An 18,452-nucleotide genomic window follows, 5' to 3' on the forward strand; every position below is an offset into this window, starting at 1 on the left:
GATTACCGAATCTGGAAACCCATGAATCACACATCACCGCAGAACTGAATCCTGAATGTCGATTGGTCCTAGCGCGGAACAGCAGGGAAACGTAAGGAAGGCGGCGAAGCCTTGTTCTGGCGCCGCCGCGGGGTCTGTTGAGATTCAGGTCAGGCCGAGCCGAGAACGGTGGATTCCGAGAACCGGAGCGGAGCGTACTTTCAATACGTGAGCACCGGAAGCGCAGGAAGCTGGCCTTCGCAGGCCGGGCTCACCTGAATATCGACATGCTCCAAAAAGAGGCTCCCGACCGACTTTCGCGGCGGGAGCCTGACTGGAGCGCAGGAGGGTGCGCTCAGGGGAGCTCTTAAAAGATGTTCGTCGTGTTGGTGAGCGGCGCGGCGTTGGCGATCATGCGCACCGCGTGTTCCCGGCGCTGGCCGGACTGCTCGGCGATGGCGCCCAGGCAATCGAGGCTCTCGGCGCCCCAATTCTGGCCCTTGCAGGCAAAGTCCACCGCGGATTCCGGCAGACGGGCGGTCTTGAGCGTGGTCTGCGCGCCCTCGATGACATTGCCGGGCGGATTGATCGAGGCGAATGCCGGGCCTGAGGCGGGTGCCGCCAGCATGCCGACGAAGGCGCAGGCGCCGATTGCCATGAACATCGCCATCGGATGATCGCTGGCGCGCTGGCGCAGCGCCAGCTTCGGCCGGCGATCATTGCGCTCCGGGCCATGCAGACGGCGATCGGTATCGGCGGTACGAACTTTCGCAAACATGGTTATTCCCTTCGTTATCTTTCTTTTTGTCATGAAACGAACTTAATCGCACCAGGTAACAGCCGGATGATCGACGGCGATTGTCTGTGTAACAGGATTGAAACAGGCACCGAACGCGTGAGCATCCCAATCCGAGGCAACCATTCGGCCGGTCATCGAAGCTGGTCGGCGTAGATACTGCGCCTGTCGCGCCCGGCCGACTGTAAACGGCCTCACACAGCGATGCCTGAACCGAGCGCGCCGCCGCCATCTGCCACACGCCCCTGCATCGATCGAAACATACCCTCCTCGAGGCAGGCCGCCGCCGCTCGCGATCGCCGTTCCGTTTCCTCGATTAAGACCCGGATTTTCCGGGATTTTTCCCGCTCAGGCGAGGCTGAACTTGCTGCCACGAAAATTCCGTAATTTCGCAAGCCATTGCATTTCAAGAGGAAATGTGCTTATATTGAATGAGTATTCAATAAAAAGAAGACCATGCCCATGAACCCGCACCTCCGTGACGTGGCGATCCCCAACGATTGGGACCGGCGGGGTTTGCCGGGGTGGAGCTACCATTCCAACGCCCTTCTGGAACTCGAGAAGGAATACGTCTTCCGCAATCACTGGCAGATCGCCGGCCATGTCTCCGACGTGCCAAATCCGGGCGACTATCTGACCATGGACGTTATTGGCGAGCGCGCGCTGATCGTGCGCGGCAAGGACGGCGTCGTGCGCGCCTTCAACAATATGTGCCGCCACCGCGGCAGCCGCGTCGTCGCCGACAGCCAGGGCAGTTGCAAGAACGCCCTGGTGTGCCCGTTCCATGGCTGGGTCTACAATCTCGACGGCACGCTGCGCGGTGCCGCCCGTCCGCGCTCCTTCCCCGAGCTTGACAAGACAGAGTTCGGCCTCATGCCGCTCGACCTCGAAATCTGGATGGGTTTCATCTTCATCCGCTTCCGCAAGGGCGGCCCGCAGCCTTCGGTGGCCGAGCTCTTGAAGCCGATCGAAACCGAGATGGCGTACTACAACGTCGCCGACATGGTGCCGTCCTGGGGCATCTGGACGCAGAAATCGCCGGTCAACTGGAAGTCGGTGCGCGACGTCGACAATGAAGGCTATCACGTCGCCATGGCCCATCCGGCGCTGCAGGACCTCTATGGCGCCACCTATTTCGACGAGCCCTTCGTCAACGGCGTGTCGCGCTCCTTCGCCACCTACAATCCGCATGCCGGCCGGCGCTGGAGCGTGCGCGAATACATCAAGCTCGCGCCCGAGGCCACGCATCTGCCGGAGCATCTGCGCAAGGCCTGGATCTATTATGGCATCTTTCCCAACAACGCGCTGTCGATCATGCCGGAATCCGTTCAGTTCTACCAGGAGTTCCCGCTGTCCACCGGCGAGACGCGGCTGCGTGGCGCGGTCTACCGCTACAAGAACGAGAGCAGGGAACAGGCGGCCGCGCGCTATCTCGCCTACCGTATCGATCGCGATACAATGAACGAGGACGTGCAGCTTTCCGTGTGGTCGAACGAGTCCATGCTGTCGGAAGCCTTCGAGGGCTTCTATCTTTCCGACCTCGAATACGGCGTGCGCACCCACCACGACCATCTGCGCCGTCAGGTCCCGGTGCTGAACCTGGAGACAGCGCCCGAGGAAAAGGACATGTGGGGGCTGAACGAGGCGCTGAGGTCGAGGGGATGAGCTCTTTCCTTCTCCCCGTTCCACGGGCGGAAGGAAGAGCTAATCACCCCCGCCAGACGCCCTCTTTCCTCAAATCATCCATGGTCCGCGAAATCCCTTCGCGCAGGATCGCCACCATATCGTCGATCTGCTCTTTGATGATGATCAGCGGCGGCGACATCACGCACATATTGATCAGCGGCCGCACCAGAAGGCCGAGCTCGTGGCAATGCGCGTCGATGCGTTTGCCGACATTCTTGTCGAGCTGAAGCGGATCCTTGCTTTCGCGATCGGCGACGCATTCGACGCAAGCCATCAGGCCGACGCCGCGCACCTCGCCGACCAGCGGCAGCTCTTCCAGCGTCTTCAGTTTCGCCTGGAAATAGGGGGCGATCTCGCGCGCGTGGGCAAGCACGCCCCCTTCCAGCAGGTCGAGATTCTTCAGCGCCACCGCGCAGCCGATCGGATGGCTGGTGTAGGTGAGGCCATGGCCGAACAAGGCGTCGGGGTGGTTGGACCGGCGCAGCTCTTCCAGCAGCCGCTCGGAGATGATGACGCCGCCGAGCGGGAAATAGCCTGACGTGACGCCCTTGGCGAAGGTGATCATGTCCGGATCGACGCCGAACACGTTGCCGGAGGCGAAGACATGGCCGAGCCGCCCGAAGCCGGTCACCACCTCGTCCGAGACATAGAGGATGTCGTTCTCCCGGCAGATCTCGCGGATGCGCTTCAGGTACCCGTCCGGCGGTACGACGACGCCTCCGGAAGCCTGCACCGGCTCGCCGACAAAGGCGCCGATGCGCTCCGCGCCGACGCGCGCCACGGTGTCGCGGAACTGGTCGACGAGGAAATCGGTGAAGGCGGCGGCGCCCATCTCCTTCGGCCGCCGGAACGGATCGGGCGAGGACAGCTTCACCACCAGATCGTCGGCGCCGTCCATCCAGTCTCGGTCGCGCGGGCGGCCGTTGAGCGAGGCCGACAGATAGGTCGAGCCGTGATAGGCGCCGCCGCGGCTGAGGATGAGCTTCTTCTCCGGCCGTCCGCCGACGTTGTTGTAGAACTGCATGAAGCGCAGCGCCGTCTCCACCGCCGACGAGCCGCCGGTGGTGAAGAAGGTGTGGCTGAGATCGCCGGGTGCCGCATCGGCGATGCGCCGCGCGAGCTCGGCTGAGGGCGCGTTCATCGTGTACCACGGCGTGTTGTAGGAGAGCGCCATTGCCTGGTCGTACATGACCTTGGCCAGCTCCTCGCGGCGATGGCCGACATTTATGCACCACATGCCGGCCGGCCCGTCGATCAGGCGCTTGCCGGAGCCGTCGGTGATGTAGATGCCGTCGCCCTGGCTGATCAGCGCGCGCGCCTCGTTGCCGACCGAGCCGGCATAGGGCCAGGGCTGGACGAGATGGCGCTTGGCGAGCTCGACCGCGTCGTCATCGCCGGCGTCGATGAGTTCGCTTGCCTTGATCTTGTTTTGAGCCGCCATTTTCGCCTCGCATCGCCAGATTGTCGAATTCCCACCGGATATCAAACGTCGCGGAAAGCCATGGAAATTAGGCCTTTCGTTACCTCATTTTGAATATCCGTTCAATCAATATTGCAGAAATAGCGCTTGATTTCAATCGGCGGATGCGCTCATGATGAAAGAAAGCCGGCAAGCCGGGAGCGATCACGCTCCAAGCATAATTCGGGAACAGGCGGCCGGCGCTGCGAATGGGAAAGCCGCATGGCGGGACAGTCCGAGCCAGCTACCAAAATCACGCCCGGAGCGCTGCAATGACGGTTGCTGCGGAAGGGTCGCCCCCGCTGCGCATGGCGGGATTAAGACGAAGTCCCCTTCTGCAATCGGAAGCCGTCCAGGGGTTTGCCCTGATCAGTCCCACCTTTGTCTACGCCCTCATTCTCCTCGTCCTGCCGATCCTGGTCGTCATCGCCCATTCCTTCTGGACGCAGAACTACCTCACCATCGACCACACCTTCACGCTGGAGAACTACCGGATCGCACTGACCGAGCCAATCTACCGCGACCTGCTCTGGCGCTCGCTCTACATCTCGCTGACGGTCAGCCTGCTGACGGTGGCGCTCGCCTATCCGATCGCTTATTTCATTTCCTTCCATGGCGGCCGCCACAAGAGCCTGTGGCTGTTCCTCATCACCATCCCGTTCTGGACCAGCTACCTGTTGCGCGTGATGTCGTGGAAGGTGATCCTCGGCTACAACGGCGTGCTCAATTCCGGCCTGATGGGCCTCGGCATCATCGACGAGCCGTCGACGGCGCTCCTCTACAATTCCAGCGCCGTCATCATCACGCTCACCCATGCCTGGGCGACCTTCGCCATCCTGCCGATCTTCGTGTCGCTGGAGAAGGTCGACCGCACCCTTGTCGAAGCCGCGACCGACCTCGGCGACGGACCGCTGCGCTCCTTCCTGCGTGTCACCCTGCCGCTGTCGGCGCCCGGCGTCATCTCGGCCGCGCTGATCGTCATGATCCCCACCGTCGGCGACTATGTCACGCCGAAGCTGGTCGGCGGCAAGGACGGCGTCATGATCGCCAACGCCATCCAGGCGCAGTTCGGCAAGGCGTCGAACTGGCCGCTGGGTGCAGCACTTTCCGTCACCACCATGATCATCGTCTCGCTTATCGCCGGCGCCACCGTGCTGGTCATCCGCGCTCTGCAGAGGCTGGCGCGATGACGGCGATAAGACGTTTCCTGCCCGGCTGGCTGTCGAGCTACGCCGTCCTCTATCTGCTGTTCCTTTATCTGCCGGTGATCTTTCTGCCGATCTTCTCGATCAACACGGCGGCGACGCCCAAATTCCCGCTCTCGGGCGTCACCCTTCACTGGTACGAGGATCTGCCGCGCACGCCGGCGCTGATCGACGCTACCTGGAACAGCCTGATCGTCGGCGTCTCCGCCTCGATCCTGTCGACGGTGCTGGGCATCCTCGCCGCCCGCTCGATTACCCGCTACCGCTACCCCGGCCGCCGCGCCGTCAACGGCCTGATCATGGCGCCGCTGGTGCTGCCGGAGGTGATCGTCGCCATCTCCATGCTTTTGGTCATGCTGCAGCTCGGCCTTAGCCTGTCGCTGTTCACCGTCGTGCTCGGCCATGTCCTGGTCTGCATCCCCTATTCGATGACCGTGCTGACCTCCGGCTTCGAAGGCTTCGACCGCAGCCTGGAGGAGGCTTCAGCCGATCTTGGCGAAAGCGCCTTCGGGACCTTCCGGCGCGTGACGCTGCCAATGGTTGCGCCGGCCATCATCTCCAGCCTGCTCGTCTGCTTCACTATCTCACTCGACGAATTCATCATCGCTTTTTTCCTCACCGGCACCGAGGCGACACTGCCGATCTACATCTGGGGCCAGTTGCGCTTCGCGGCCAAGCTTCCCGGCGTGCTGGCGCTCGGCACCTTGCTGCTTTTCGCTTCCTTCGTGCTGATGACGATTGCCGAAATCCTGCGCCGCCGCGCGGCGAGACGCACCCAGAACGAGGGAGGCCTCTATGCTTGAGCGGGTCCAGTCCGAGCGCACGCAGTCGGATCGAACCATGATCGAGATCCGCGACATCACCCGCAGCTACGGATCCTTCAAAGCGCTGGACAATGCCTCGCTGGCGATCCGCGAAGGCGAATTCTTCTCGCTGCTGGGGCCTTCCGGCTGCGGCAAGACCACTTTGCTGCGCATGATCGCCGGCTTCGACACGCCGACCAGCGGCTCCATCGCCGTCGACGGCCAGCCGATGGACGGCATCCCCGCCAACCGCCGGCCGACCAACATGGTCTTCCAGAGCTATGCGATCTTCCCGCATCTCAATGTCGAGCAGAACGTCGCCTATGGGCTGAAGCGGCTGAAGCTCGACGCCGGCGAGGAGAAGCGCCGCGCCGAGGAAGCGCTGGCGCAGGTCTCGCTGACCGGCCTCGGCAAGCGCCGCGCCACCGAGCTTTCCGGTGGCCAGCGCCAGCGCGTGGCTTTGGCCCGCGCCCTGGTCATGCGGCCCAAGGTGCTGCTGCTCGACGAGCCGCTTTCGGCGCTCGACAAGAAGCTGCGCGAGCAGATGCAGGTCGAGTTGCGTCGCCTGCAGCAGGCCGTCGGCATCACCTTCGTGCTGGTCACGCATGACCAGTACGAGGCGCTCGCCATGTCGGACCGCATCGCGGTGATGTTCGGCGGCCGCATCGCGCAGGTCGCTTCGCCCAAGGAGATATATCAGCGCCCGGTCAACCGCCAGGTGGCCGACTTCCTCGGCGGCATGAACTTCGTCAAGGCCGAGATCGTCGAGGAGAACGGCGCTTCGCTGGTGCTCGACACGCTGGGCTTCGGCCGCGTCAGGACCGACAAGCCGAAGGCTTTCGTGCGCAATGGCGGCGCGGCGACGCTCGGCATCCGGCCCGAGCGCCTGCGCGTTTTGTGGGACAATGCGACGGCGAAATTCGAGGTCGCCGGCAAGGTGGTGGAGCGCCACTATTTCGGCGAGATCACCCATCTTATCGTCGAGATACCGGGGCTCGAAAAGCCGCTCTCGGTCACCGAGACCAACGATTTCGGCGCCGACGACATTCCGGTCGGCGCGCCGATCCGCCTCGGCTACGATCCCGAGGCTCTGGTGGCGATGGCCGACTGAATCTTTCCGGCCGCGATCCGGCCGGCGACGATCGCGCCCTCGACATAACCCGGGAACGACGGCGAGAGTTCCGAGGCGGCGAAATGGACCGGCGGCGCGCCGGCAAGGATCACGCGTTCGGCATCGCGCGCGCTCACGTCGACGATGAGATCGCTATAGGCGCCTCCGCTCCAGCGGTCGTGCGTCCAGTCTCGCGCGCTGAAATCGACGATGTCGGCGGCCTGCGGGCCGAGCGCCAGGACAAGCCTCGCGGCGATTTCCGCGCGCAATGCCGCCTCGCCGAGCCGATGCCAGCGCAGCGCCAGCGGCCCGCCGACAAAGGCGACAAGCGCGGCGTGGTCGATATCCTTGCTGGCGTCGCAGGCAAACAGCCCCGGCTGATCGCGCCACATCACCATCCCGCTCAAGGTGCGCTCGCGCCAGAACGGCTTTGCGTAGCGCACCAGGATCTTGATCACCGCGCCGCTTTTCCAGACGCCGAGCGCGCTTGCGAGCTCCACCGGCAAAGCCGGCGCGAAATCGAGCTTCGCGGCCGTCGCCGGCGGCAGCGCGATCAGAACCTCGCCCGCTTCGATCGTGGCCGCGCCTGTACTGACGCGAACGCCTTGCGGCGCGGGCTCTACCCGCGTCGCCGCTTGGTTCAGGCGCAGCCGGTCGCCGAGCCCGGCGGCGAGGTCCTCCGCCAGCGATTGCATGGTGTCGCGCAGGAAATACTGCAGCTCGAACACCTCGTTGGTGATGCGGCGATCATTGTCGATCAGGTACCAGAGCGGCACCTTGTCCGCTGCCAGGCACCACAGGCCCTCGACCAGCGAGCGGAAAGCGGCCTTGGCATCGGCCTCGTCGTGCTGGCGTTTCAGCCAATCGGCGACAGTCAGCCCGGCAATCGCCGGGTCGTCCGGATCGATACGGTTCATGCGCTCGCGGATCGCCATCGAGACATGATAGGTCCGCTCCGCCCGCGCCGGCGTCATCGACGGATGGGTGATGAACTCGCCCTCGACATAGGTCTCCACGAAGGTCTTGCCGCGCGCCTTGGCCAGCGTCATCAATTCGGGCATGTCCTGGCACAGGAACTGGCCGCCGCTGTCGATACGCTCGCCGAGCCCGTTGCGGACGGCCTCCACCCTGCCGCCGACGCGGTCGCGCGCCTCCAGCACAAGGAAATCGATGCCGGCGCGCTTCAATTCGAGCGCGGCCGACAGGCCGGTGAAGCCGGCGCCGACGATGACGACATCGGTTCTTTCAATGTTGCTCTTCAATAGCCGGCCTTGATCTTCTCGAACTCGGCGACCATGCGCTGCTTCAAGTCCGGCGCAACCGGCTGCTGGAACAGCGTCTTGTCGAGGAACTTGTCGAGATTGTCGAAGCCGCGCTCGGTGAGCAGCTTCTGGTCCATCGCCGCCATGCCGGCGCTGTTGCCGTGACCGTAGCCGAAGGTCTTCACCATATACGCCGAAACGTCCGGCGCGTTGACGGCGCTCAGGAAATCATAGGCCTCGTCGACCTTGCCCGGCGCATCCTTGAGCAACACGTAACCGCACACCCAGGTCGAGATGCCTTCCTTGGTGTCGCGGTTCATGGCGATCGGCAGGCCTTGCCCCTTGAGCGTCACATAGGTCTCGTTCCAGCCCCATACCAGGTCGACTTCATTGCCCGTGAAGGCCTGGTTGAGGTCGGTGTCGTCCGTCCAGTAGAAGCGGACATTCTTGTGCACGTCGCGCAGGAAGGCGGAAGCCTGTCTGAACTGCTCGTCGGTGATCTTGGTCCAGTCCTTCAGGCCGATGACCAGGCTCGCCAGCGCATAGGCGTCGTCGACATTGTCGCCGATGGTGACGCGGCCCTTGAACTTCGGATCGGCGAAGATCTTCAGCGACTGCGCCTCGTCCGCCGTCACCTTGTCGGTGCGATAAAGCAGCGAGGTATTGCCCCAGTCGAAAGGCATGAACCAGGCCTTGCCGTCGGCGGTGGTGGCTAGGTCCTTCATCGCCATGATCCCGGGATTGAGGTCCTTCCAACCAGAGATCTTCGAGGTGTCGAGCGGCTGCAGTAGACCGGCCTCGCGCCACTTCACCACGCTTTGCGAGCAGGGATGCGCGATATCGGCCTTGAAGCCGGCGCGCATCTTCTCGAAAGCCTCGTCCTCATCGCCGAAGAAGGAGAAGGTCGGCTCGGCACTGTATTTGGCGGCATAGGCCGGATGCAGCAGCGGGTCCTCGTAACCGGACCAGTCAAAGACGACCAGGTCGCCGCCACCTCCGGCAAGCGCATAGGCGGTGCCCGCGCCGACGGTGACGAGGGCGGCCAGGACAAGACGGCGAAGCATGGTTTTCATGGCGCGAGAAACTCCCCCACCGCGGACATATCGGGAGAGGTTAGGAGAATTCCCGGGCTTTGGCGAGCCCGCTCACTTTGCTCTGCTTGCAAGTGAGCGGGCCGCTGGAGTTGGCCTCAATAGCCGGCTTTGATCTTCTCGAATTCGGCAATCATCTTGAGTTTGAGCTCCGAAGGCAGCGGCTGCTGGAACAGCGTCTTGTCGACCCACTTTTCCACATTGTCGTAACCCTTTTCCTTCAGCACCGCCGGGTCGACGCCGGCCATGCCCTTGGCATTGGCCTGGCCGTAGCCCCAGTCCTTGACCAGCGTCTTGGCGACTTCCGGATCGTTGACGGCGTTGAGATAATCATAGGCCTTGTCGATGTTGCCGGGCGCGTCCTTGAACAGCACATAGCCGCAGACCCAGGTCGACATGCCTTCGTCGGTATCCTTCTTGGATTTGATCGGCACGCTGGCCTTGACCGACTGCACAGTCGCATCGTTCCAGGCCCACGCGAGGTCGACTTCGCCGCCCGAGAGCAGCTGCACGATGTCGGTGGTGTCGGTCCAGTAGGAGCGGACATTCTTGTGCACCTGGCGCAGGAAGTCCGATGCCTGCTTGAACTGGTCGTCCGTCATCTTGGTCCAGTCCTTGAGCCCGATGGCGAGGCTGGCTAGCGCGTAGGCGTCGTCGACATTGTCGCCGATCGAGACACGGCCCTTGTATTTCGGATCGGCGAACACCTTCAGCGACTGCACATCCTTTTCGGCGATCTTGTCGGAATTGTAGGTGAGCTGGGTATCGCCCCAATCCCACGGCATGAACCAGGCCTTGCCGTCGGACGTCGTGGCGAGGTCCTTCATCGCCATGATGCCGGGATTGAGATCCTTCCAGCCGGTGATCTTCGAGGTGTCGAGCGGCTGCAGCAGCCCCGCTTCGCGCCACTTCACCACGCTCTGCGAGCAGGGATGGCCGAGATCGGACTTGAAGCCGGAGCGAATCTTTTCAAACGCCTCGTCCTCGTCGCCGAAGAAGGCGAAGGTCGGCGAGTCGCCGTTCTTCTCGACATATTTGCCATGGAAGCTCGGATCCTCGTAGCCGGACCAGTCGAACACGATCAGGTCCTTGTCGGCGGCGACGGCGAACGCCGCCGCCGAAGCCGCGATCGCGCTCCCAAGCGCCAGGGTCAATGTCAAGCGTCGGCTGAGTTTCTTCATGCTGTTCCCTCCTCTTTGGTTTGCCGGTCTTGTTTGGCCGGCTGTTGCTAACCTGCTTTTGCTAGCCCCACATCCTTTGCTAGCCATAGTGTTTCGGGAAGGCGGCGGCCAAGAACGCGTTCGCGGCCTGCAATGCCGTCTCCCGCGTGGTGTCCTCCGTTCCCATCATCAGCCGCAGCCACAGGCCCTCGAGCATGGCGCTGAGCGCCAGGGCGATGGCCTGGGGGTCATAGCTGTAGCCGCCGCTTTTCTTGAGCGTCGTGCAGAGATCGATGAAGACCTGCTGATAATAGGCGTCGCGCGAGCTGCTCAGCGCCTGGTAGGTCGGCCGCGACTTGGCCTCGCCCCAGAAGGCGAGCCAGGCGGCGAGCTTGCGCTTGTTGCAGATCGAGCGGTCGAAATCGGCCCACACCAGCTGCTGCAGTTGTCGCGCCGGATCGTCGCCCGCCTTCTGCAAGGCGGTGCGCCAATGCGCCGAATACTCGTCATACATATGCTGCAGCGTGGCGATTAGCAGCTTTTCCTTGCTCTCGAAATGGAAGTTGACGATGCCGCGCGACAGGCCCGCGCCGTCGGCAACGTCGGCCATCGTCGTTTCGGCATAGCCGCGCTTGGCCAGTGAATCGATCGTCGCCTCGATCAGTTGCAGCCGCCTGACCTCTTTCGAGGCCTTGCGGCCGCGCTTGTCGGCGTCGCCTTTCCGCGCCGTTTCGGAGAGAGCGTCGCTCGCCTCAGTCTTCATGGGTGTCACGGTCTCCAGCATCACCGGCTATCCGACCGGCTTCCAACCGCGCAGATGAGTGGGGCGGTGCTCGCCACTGTCAAGCACCTTCTGCATCGCCTCCCAAGTCCTGATGTTCTTGTCGACATAGGCCGCGCCGACCGCTGCCGCGGCCCGTGCGTAGAGCGACCCCTTGAGCCGCGAAAGCTCTTCGCGCGCGACCTCGCGGTACCATGGATTGCGGTCGCGGATGGTGATGTCGGTGAAGCCGGCGCGCCGCATCGCTTCGGCATAGCGCGCCGGCGAGGCCATGGCGAAGGAGAGCCCCTCGGCCGCGATATAGGCCTTCATCTCAGGCGACGGCTCCCCGTCATGCGAAATCATCCAGTTCGACGCCGCAAACACCCCTCCGGGTCTCAGCACGCGAAAGATCTCGGCGAACAGCGCGTCCTTGTCCGGCACGTGCAGCAGCGCGTCCTTGGAGAAGACGACGTCGAAGGAAGCGTCCGTGAAAGGAAGCGGTCCCGGCGGCGCCTGGACGAAGCTGACACGATCCTCGAGCCTCTGCCTGATCGCCCCTCGCCTCGCCGTCTCGATCACTGGCTTTTCGACGTCGAAGCCGGTGGCTCGAGCCACGCCGTGCGTTGCCGCCAGATGCAGCGTGATGCCGCCGGCGCCGCAACCGATATCGAGGATCGTCTTGCCCTCGAGCGAGAGGCCTTCGACCACGCGGTCGACCTCGTCCGGACCGCCCGGCGACAGGTAGCCCTCGCCCCACAGCGCTTCGAGGAAGCGGATGGCGGTGTCGTCATATTCCGGCTCGGCGTCAGCCGTTTCGATCATCGGATCCTTAGCCCCAAATGCCGATGTGGATCAGTCCAGAATGCTGCCAAAGCCTAGCGCATCAACAGGAAAACGCAACAGCATTTGTTGAACATTCATTCAAAATGGCTGGACAAAAAACTGTGATCCGTGTCAAATTCGGGCAATCGGGGAACATACGCACCGAAAAGACGGGCGGCCGGATGGAGGTTCTGCGCGCATGAAGGCATGGGACGCGATCGTCATCGGCGGCGGACATAACGGGCTGGTCAACGCCTGCTATCTGCAGCGCGCCGGACTGGACGTGCTGGTGGTCGAGAAGAACGAATGGGTCGGCGGCGCCGCCACCAGCCGCGAGCTGACGCCGGGCTTCCTCTATTCCAACTGCTCCTATGTCTGCTCGCTGTTCCGGCCCGAGATCATGCGCGACCTGGAGCTGCCGCGCTTCGGGCTGCAAGTGATCTCCTACGAGGGTGGCGCGGTCTTCACCCGCGACGGCGACTATCTCGCCAATTACCGCGACCACGACGCGCATCGTCGCGAGTTCGCGCGCTTCTCGAAGCGCGACGCCGAGGCCTATGACCGCTATTCGCGCGACGTCACAAGACAGTGCCGCTTCATCCAGCCGCTCTTGATGCGCACCGCGCCCGACCCGACCAGTTTTCGGCCGCGCGACCTCGGGGAACTGCTCTATCTGGGGAAAAAATTCGCCGGCCTCTCCGCCGAGGAGATGGCGCTGACACTGCGCTTCTGGACGATGTCGATCTCGGACTTCCTGGACGAGTACTTCGAGACAGACGTCATCAAGGCGAACTTCGCGCTGTCCGGCATTATCGGCACGGCGCTCGGACCGATGTCGCCCGGCACGGCTTACGTTCTGCTCCACCACTATATGGGCGAGGTCGACGGCTCGGTCGGGGCCTGGGGCTATGCGCGCGGCGGCATGGGCGCCGTCACCAAGGCGCTGGCCGCCTCCTTCAACGCCTCCGGCGGCACCATCCGCACCGGCGCCGAGGTGGACCATGTGCTGATCTCGAACGGCAGAGCCAAGGGCGTCGTGCTCGCCGGCGGCGAGGAGATTTACGGCAAGCTCGTCATCTCCAATGCCGACGTCAAGCGCACCTTCCTGAAGCTGGTCGAGGAGAAGGAGCTGCCCGACATCTTCCTGGGCCGTGTGCGGAATTTCAAAATCCGAGGCTCATCCGGCAAGGTCAACATCGCGCTGGATTCGCTCCCCGAATTTCCCGCCTTGCCGAAGGATTCGCCGGTCTATCGCGCCGACATGCATTTCACCGATTCCATCGAGCGCATGGAGCGCGCCTATGACGACTGGAAAGCCGGGCGCTGGTCGGCCGATCCCTTCCTCGACATGATGATCCCGACCACGCTCGACCCGACCATGGCGCCGCCGGGAAGGCATTTCATGAGCTGTTTCGTGCAGTACGCGCCGCCCAAGATAGATGGGCGCGACTGGACCGATGCCGACCGCGACGGCTTTGCCGAAAGCGTGATCTCCCAGATCGCGCAATATTCGCCGGGCTTCCGCGACCGCATCGTCCACATGGAGGTACGCACGCCGCGCGAGATCGAGGCCGAGGTCGGCCTTACCGAAGGCAATATCTTCCAGGGCGAGCTCACCTTCGACCAGCTGCTCTTCAACCGTCCGGTGCCGGGCTACGCGCAATACCGCTCGCCGGTCGGCGGGCTCTATATGTGCGGCTCCTCGACCCATCCGGGCGGCGGCGTCATGGGCGCGCCCGGACGCAATGCCGCCGCCGAGATCCTGCGCGATCTCGCCAGGCCAACCCTGCATATGAGCCCGGCCCATGACGTCATCTGATTTGAATTGGGACGCCATCGTCATCGGCGGCGGCCATAACGGCCTCGTCGCCGCCGCCACGCTTTCGAAGTCGGGCCGCAAGGTGCTGCTGCTCGAGGCCGGCAACGAGGTCGGCGGCGCGGCGCGCACCGAGGAATTCGCGCCCGGCTTCCGCGTCTCCGCCGTCGCGCATCTGCTCAACCGCCTGCACCCCGATGTGGTGAAGACGCTGGAGCTGGAGCGGCACGGGCTGACGATCGAGCGCGGCGACTTTGTGCCCTCGGTCGCGCTGTCGAAGACCGGCCCGCTTACGCTGCACGGCGCCTATGGCGAGGTGTTGACCGGAGCGAGCCCTTCGGAGCAATCCGCCTGGAAGGAACTGCGCGCGCAACTGCTGCGCTATGCCGGCGTCTTGAAGCCTTTCCTGTCACGCCGGCCGCCGGACCTCGGCAACATGTCGCTGGCCGAGATGACCGGGCTCGGCCAGACCGCGCTGGCGCTGAAGCGGCTCGGCAAAGAGGACATGCGCGACTTCCTGCGCGTGCTTTTAATGAGTGTCTACGATCTGCTCGACGAGCAGCTTTCGGACGACCGGCTGAAAGGCCTGCTTGCTTTCGACGCAACGCTCGGCTCGCATCTGGGGCCGCGCTCGCCGACTTCGCTGCTTGGCCTCTACTACAGGCTGGCCGGCGAGATCGGCGGCCTCGCCGGCGCGCAAGTCCAGCCGAAAGGCGGCATGGGCGCCGTCGTCGCCGCCATCCGCGCGGCGGCGGAAAAAGCCGGCGTTTCCATCCGCCACGCTTCGCCCGTCGCCAAGGTGATCGTCGAGAAAGGTCGCGCCGTGGGCGTCGTCACGCAGGGCGGCGCGACGCTGCGCGCAAGGACCGTCGTTTCCGCCGTCAACCCGGCGACGACGATCCTCGATCTTGTCGGCCCGCGCGAGGTCGACACCGGCTTCGTGCGCAAGGTGAAAAACATTCGCATGAAAGGCGATGCGGCGAAGCTCCATCTGGCGCTCGACCTGCCGCCGCAATTCTCAGGCATCGACGCCGCAGGCCACAAGGGCCGTCTCGTCGTCGCGCCTTCGCCCGACCATGTCGAGCGCGCCTTCAATCCGTCGAAATATGGCGCGTTCTCGCCTGAGCCGGTGATGGAGATCACGCTCCCCAGCATCGCCGATCCATCGCTCGCCCCCTCCGGCGCCTGCGTGCTGTCGGCCGTGGTGCAATACGCGCCCTATGCGCTGAAGGAGGGCTGGGCCGCCGGCAAGCCGCAATTCCTGAAGGCGATCATGGCGCAGCTCGAAGCCCATGCGCCGGGCATCGGCGCGAGCGTCCGCCATGCCGAGTTGCTGACCCCGGCCGACATCGAGGCTCGCTACCGCATGCCCGGCGGCCATTGGCACCATGGCGAATTGCAAGCCGACCAGATGCTGATGTCGCGGCCGGTCTCCGGCTGGTCGGGCTACGACACGCCGCTCGAAGGCCTGTTCCTTGCCGGCGCCGGCTCGCATCCGGGCGGCGGCGTCTCCGGCGCGCCCGGCCTCAACGCCGCGCGGCGTGTCATTGCGGCGGGAAGGTGAGCATGATTTTGCAAATCGTTAGCGCAGCGCTCTACGGCGCCCCCTTCTGCCCTGCCGGGCATCTCCCCCTCTTGGGGGGAGATCAGCAGTTCGCTCTCTCGGCGCCTTTCCTGCAACGCCGGAGATTGGCGAAATCGGCGGCGACGGCCAATCTCCCCCCTAAAGGGGAAGATGTCCGGCAGGACAGAGGGGGGCGCGAAGGAACGCCGTCATGAATCGTCATGTGAAAATCAATTCCGCCCGCACCCTCACGCAATCCCACTTCCGCACGCTGCGGCTCGGCACGCCCTTCCAGCCGCGCATCGACGCGCTGGCACTGAAGCAGGACTGGTACAATTGGGCCGGCTACCGCGCGCCGCATTCGTTATGGGACGAGGAGCTCGAATATTTCGCCATCCGCAGCCAGGCGGCGCTGTTCGACATCTCGCCGATGACGAAATACCGGATCGAGGGTGCGGATGCCGAAGCCTATCTCGATCGCGTCACCTTGCGCGACGTGACCAGGTTGAAACCCGGCCGCGTCCATTACACCGCCTGGTGCGACGACGAAGGCTTCGTGCTCGACGACGGCACTTTGTTCCGGCTCTCGCCGACCCGCTTCCGGCTGTGCTCGCAGGAGCGGCATCTGCCTTGGCTTCTCGACAGCGCCATCGGCTACGACGTGAGCGTCGAGGAAGAGACCGAGGCGGTCGCCGGCCTGGCGCTGCAAGGCCCCACCTCCTTCGCCATCCTGCGCGACGCGGGCTTTGCCGGCGTCGAGCGGCTGAAGGTCTTGGACCTCGCCGAGTTCACCCACGACGGCGCTACCGTGACCATCTCGCGCACCGGCTTCACCGGCGATCTCGGCTACGAGCTGTTCGTGCCGGCCGACAAGGCGCTGAGCCTGTGGGACCGGCTGATGGCGGCGGGCGAATTGCGCGGCATTCGCGCCATCGGCTACACGGCGCTGAACCGCGCCCGACTGGAAGCCGGCCTCATCGTCGCCAATGCCGATTTCACCACGTCCGAGCATGCCATCCGCACCGACCGCCTGCGCATGCCCGACGAGATCGGCCTCGGCTTCATGATCGATCCCGATAAGGGACATTTCAACGGCCGCCGCGCCATCCTCGAAGCCCGCGCCAGGAAAAAGCTGCGTCACGTGCTGGTCGGACTGGAGATCGAAGGCAATATTCCGGCCGAGCATGCCATCGTCTACTACAGGAAGAGCCAGGAAGTTGGGCTGGTGAGCGCGGCGATGTGGTCGCCGATGGCCAAGCGCAACATCGCGCTCGCCTCGCTGCGGCGACCCTATGGCGAAACGATCGTCGACGACCTCTGGGTCGAGGTTTACGCCATGCGCGAGCTGCAGTACCACAAGCTGATGAAGAAGGCGAAGGTGGTGCCGCGGCCCTTCATCAAGCTCGACCGCCGCACCGCCAACCCGCCGGCGGACTTTTGACATGGCAAGCGAAGCGGAAGACTTGGAAGCGGAAGCAGCCGAGCAGTGGGAGCTGGTCAACACACCGCTCGGCGAGATGTGGTCCGGCCGCACCCGCTACGCGGCGGCCATGTTCTTTTTCAAGCGCGGCGAGATGAATGCCGAGACGCTGGAGGTCTACCGCATCTGCGCCCGGCTCGACGCGGAAGACCCCTTGGCGATCATCCGCGACCGCGACGTCGGCAAGGAATGGCTGAAGCGCATGGGCCACTGCTGACAGCGCGCCAAGACCCTGCCGAGACTCAGGTCAGGCCGAGTCGAAAACAGTGGCTCTCGAGAACCGGAGCGGAGCGTACTTAAAGTACGTGAGCACCGGAAGCGCCGAGGGGCCACTGTTTGCAGGCCGGCATCACCTGAGTATCGACAGGGTCTCAGCCGATCGTCCTTTCCAGCACGCTCAACCAGTTGCGGTAAGCGATCTTCTCGATCAGCGCGCGCCCGAAACCGCGTGCGGCGAGCGCATCGATGAGCTTGGGCAGGCCGGCTACGTCGCCGATTGGGGCCGGGATCATGGCGCCGTCGAAATCGGAACCGAGGCCGACGCCATCCTCGCCCAGCGCCTGTAAGAGCGAATCGATATGGCGCACCATGATGTCGATGCTGGTGTCGGCATTCATGCGGCCGTCCTCGCGCAGGAAGCCGGTGGCGAAGTTCAGGCCGACCATGCCGCCAGATTCGCGGATCGCGCCGAGCTGCCATTCCGTCAGGTTGCGCGAATGGCCGCAGATCGCATGCACGTTTGAATGGGTGGCGACCAGGGGCGCGTCGCTGAGTTCGGCCACATCGCGAAAACCCTTCTCGTTGAGATGCGAAAGGTCGATCATGATCCTGAGCTGGTTGCAGGCCTTGACCAGCGCCTTTCCGGCATCGGTAAGGCCGGGTCCGGTGTCGGGCGAGGAGGGAAAGCGGAACGGCACGCCATTGCCGAAGGCGTTCGGACGGCTCCAGACGATGCCCAGAGAGCGCAGCCCGGCGGCATGCAGAACGTCGAGCATGGCAAGCCCGGGATCGATCGCCTCGACGCCCTCGATGTGGAACACGGCCGCGATCGAACCCTTGGCCATGGCGTCACGCACATCGCCAGCGCTTCGGCAGACGGTCAGCGCGCCAGCGCGCTCCAGGCGGAACAGGATGGAAGCCATGCCGATGGTCGAGGTGATCGCGTCAGCCTGCAGCAATTCCGGCGGCAGCGGCTCGTTGTCGCTCGGCGCCGGCGGCACGGCGCTGCGCTTCGACTTTTCGACCGGCGGCGGAAAGATCGCGAACATGCCGCCGGCGAAGCCGCCCTTCCTGGCGCGCGGCAGATCGATATGGCCGCCCGGCGTCCCCTCGATGAACAGCTTTTCGACATCGGCTTCCTTCGATTGGTAGAGCCGAAGCAGCGTGTCGTTATGTCCGTCGAAAACGGGGATCAGGTCGGTATCGGTCATCGGGGGAGCCATTCAAATCGGTGAC

16 protein-coding genes are annotated in these 18,452 nt (G+C 64.1%); 8 read left to right on the plus strand and 8 right to left on the minus strand.

Translation table 11 applies throughout. The features are described from left to right. Positions 1-346: 346 nt before the first annotated feature. A complete protein-coding gene (locus tag FJW06_RS24855; RefSeq protein WP_140755488.1) occupies positions 347-757 on the minus strand; it encodes a hypothetical protein in 411 nt (136 codons plus the stop codon). Between the two features lie 480 nt (positions 758-1,237). Here FJW06_RS24855 and FJW06_RS24860 point away from each other — a divergent pair, with 480 nt between their 5' ends. Continuing rightward, positions 1,238-2,440 carry an aromatic ring-hydroxylating dioxygenase subunit alpha gene (locus FJW06_RS24860; RefSeq protein ID WP_140755490.1) on the plus strand — a complete coding sequence of 401 codons (1,203 nt, stop codon included), beginning with the start codon at positions 1,238-1,240 and terminating at the stop codon, positions 2,438-2,440. 43 nt (positions 2,441-2,483) lie between these two features. Here FJW06_RS24860 and FJW06_RS24865 read toward each other — a convergent pair whose 3' ends face one another. After that, a complete protein-coding gene (locus FJW06_RS24865; RefSeq protein ID WP_140755492.1) occupies positions 2,484-3,902 on the minus strand; it encodes an aminotransferase in 1,419 nt (472 codons plus the stop codon). Between the two features lie 290 nt (positions 3,903-4,192). Here FJW06_RS24865 and FJW06_RS24870 point away from each other — a divergent pair, with 290 nt between their 5' ends. The 3 genes from FJW06_RS24870 to FJW06_RS24880 are packed head-to-tail and all read left to right on the plus strand — an operon-like array spanning position 4,193 to position 7,039. Next, positions 4,193-5,110, plus strand: coding sequence for an ABC transporter permease (locus FJW06_RS24870; protein WP_140755494.1), 918 nt, complete (start codon positions 4,193-4,195; stop codon positions 5,108-5,110). Further along, on the plus strand, positions 5,107-5,928 hold the full coding sequence (locus FJW06_RS24875) for an ABC transporter permease (protein ID WP_140755496.1): 822 nt from the start codon (positions 5,107-5,109) through the stop codon (positions 5,926-5,928). The genes FJW06_RS24870 and FJW06_RS24875 overlap by 4 nt, the downstream gene beginning before the upstream one ends. 37 nt (positions 5,929-5,965) lie before the next feature. Beyond that, the gene (locus tag FJW06_RS24880; RefSeq protein ID WP_140755672.1) at positions 5,966-7,039 is read left to right on the plus strand and encodes an ABC transporter ATP-binding protein; all 1,074 of its coding nucleotides are present in this window, start codon (positions 5,966-5,968) and stop codon (positions 7,037-7,039) included. On the opposite strand, the gene FJW06_RS24885 is transcribed toward FJW06_RS24880, so the two are convergent. The 5 genes from FJW06_RS24885 to FJW06_RS24905 form a co-directional block, all read right to left on the minus strand. Continuing rightward, positions 7,003-8,301 carry a flavin monoamine oxidase family protein gene (locus tag FJW06_RS24885; RefSeq protein ID WP_140755498.1) on the minus strand — a complete coding sequence of 433 codons (1,299 nt, stop codon included), beginning with the start codon at positions 8,299-8,301 and terminating at the stop codon, positions 7,003-7,005. The two genes, FJW06_RS24880 and FJW06_RS24885, sit on opposite strands and share 37 nt — an antisense overlap. After that, positions 8,298-9,374: an extracellular solute-binding protein gene (locus FJW06_RS24890; protein ID WP_140755500.1), complete on the minus strand. Its 1,077-nt coding sequence runs from the start codon at positions 9,372-9,374 to the stop codon at positions 8,298-8,300. The genes FJW06_RS24885 and FJW06_RS24890 overlap by 4 nt, the downstream gene beginning before the upstream one ends. A 116-nt stretch (positions 9,375-9,490) precedes the next feature. After that, entirely contained in the window at positions 9,491-10,573 is a 1,083-nt protein-coding gene (locus FJW06_RS24895; RefSeq protein WP_140755501.1) for an ABC transporter substrate-binding protein, read from the minus strand. A gap of 79 nt (positions 10,574-10,652) precedes the next feature. Next, positions 10,653-11,315, minus strand: a complete 663-nt coding sequence (betI, locus tag FJW06_RS24900) for a transcriptional regulator BetI (RefSeq protein WP_246674825.1) — start codon at positions 11,313-11,315, stop codon at positions 10,653-10,655. Between the two features lie 27 nt (positions 11,316-11,342). Further along, a complete protein-coding gene (locus tag FJW06_RS24905) occupies positions 11,343-12,137 on the minus strand; it encodes a methyltransferase domain-containing protein (RefSeq protein ID WP_140755505.1) in 795 nt (264 codons plus the stop codon). 199 nt (positions 12,138-12,336) lie between these two features. On the opposite strand from FJW06_RS24905, the gene FJW06_RS24910 reads away from it, so the two are divergent. The 4 genes from FJW06_RS24910 (at position 12,337) to FJW06_RS24930 (ending at position 17,214) form a co-directional block, all read left to right on the plus strand. After that, positions 12,337-13,956, plus strand: a complete 1,620-nt coding sequence (locus FJW06_RS24910) for an NAD(P)/FAD-dependent oxidoreductase (protein WP_140755507.1) — start codon at positions 12,337-12,339, stop codon at positions 13,954-13,956. Further along, positions 13,943-15,517: an NAD(P)/FAD-dependent oxidoreductase gene (locus FJW06_RS24915; RefSeq protein ID WP_140755509.1), complete on the plus strand. Its 1,575-nt coding sequence runs from the start codon at positions 13,943-13,945 to the stop codon at positions 15,515-15,517. The genes FJW06_RS24910 and FJW06_RS24915 overlap by 14 nt, the downstream gene beginning before the upstream one ends. 211 nt (positions 15,518-15,728) lie before the next feature. Next, positions 15,729-16,958, plus strand: coding sequence for an aminomethyltransferase family protein (locus FJW06_RS24925; RefSeq protein WP_140755511.1), 1,230 nt, complete (start codon positions 15,729-15,731; stop codon positions 16,956-16,958). Between the two features lies 1 nt (position 16,959). Continuing rightward, complete coding sequence (locus tag FJW06_RS24930) at positions 16,960-17,214, plus strand: hypothetical protein (RefSeq protein WP_140755513.1); 255 nt, start codon at positions 16,960-16,962, stop codon at positions 17,212-17,214. Between the two features lie 154 nt (positions 17,215-17,368). Here FJW06_RS24930 and FJW06_RS24935 read toward each other — a convergent pair whose 3' ends face one another. After that, complete coding sequence (locus FJW06_RS24935) at positions 17,369-18,427, minus strand: dipeptidase (protein WP_140755515.1); 1,059 nt, start codon at positions 18,425-18,427, stop codon at positions 17,369-17,371. Between the last annotated feature and the right edge of the window lie 25 nt (positions 18,428-18,452).

The sequence above is a fragment of the Mesorhizobium sp. B4-1-3 genome (genome assembly GCF_006439355.1).
Taxonomy (GTDB): Bacteria; Pseudomonadota; Alphaproteobacteria; order Rhizobiales; family Rhizobiaceae; genus Mesorhizobium.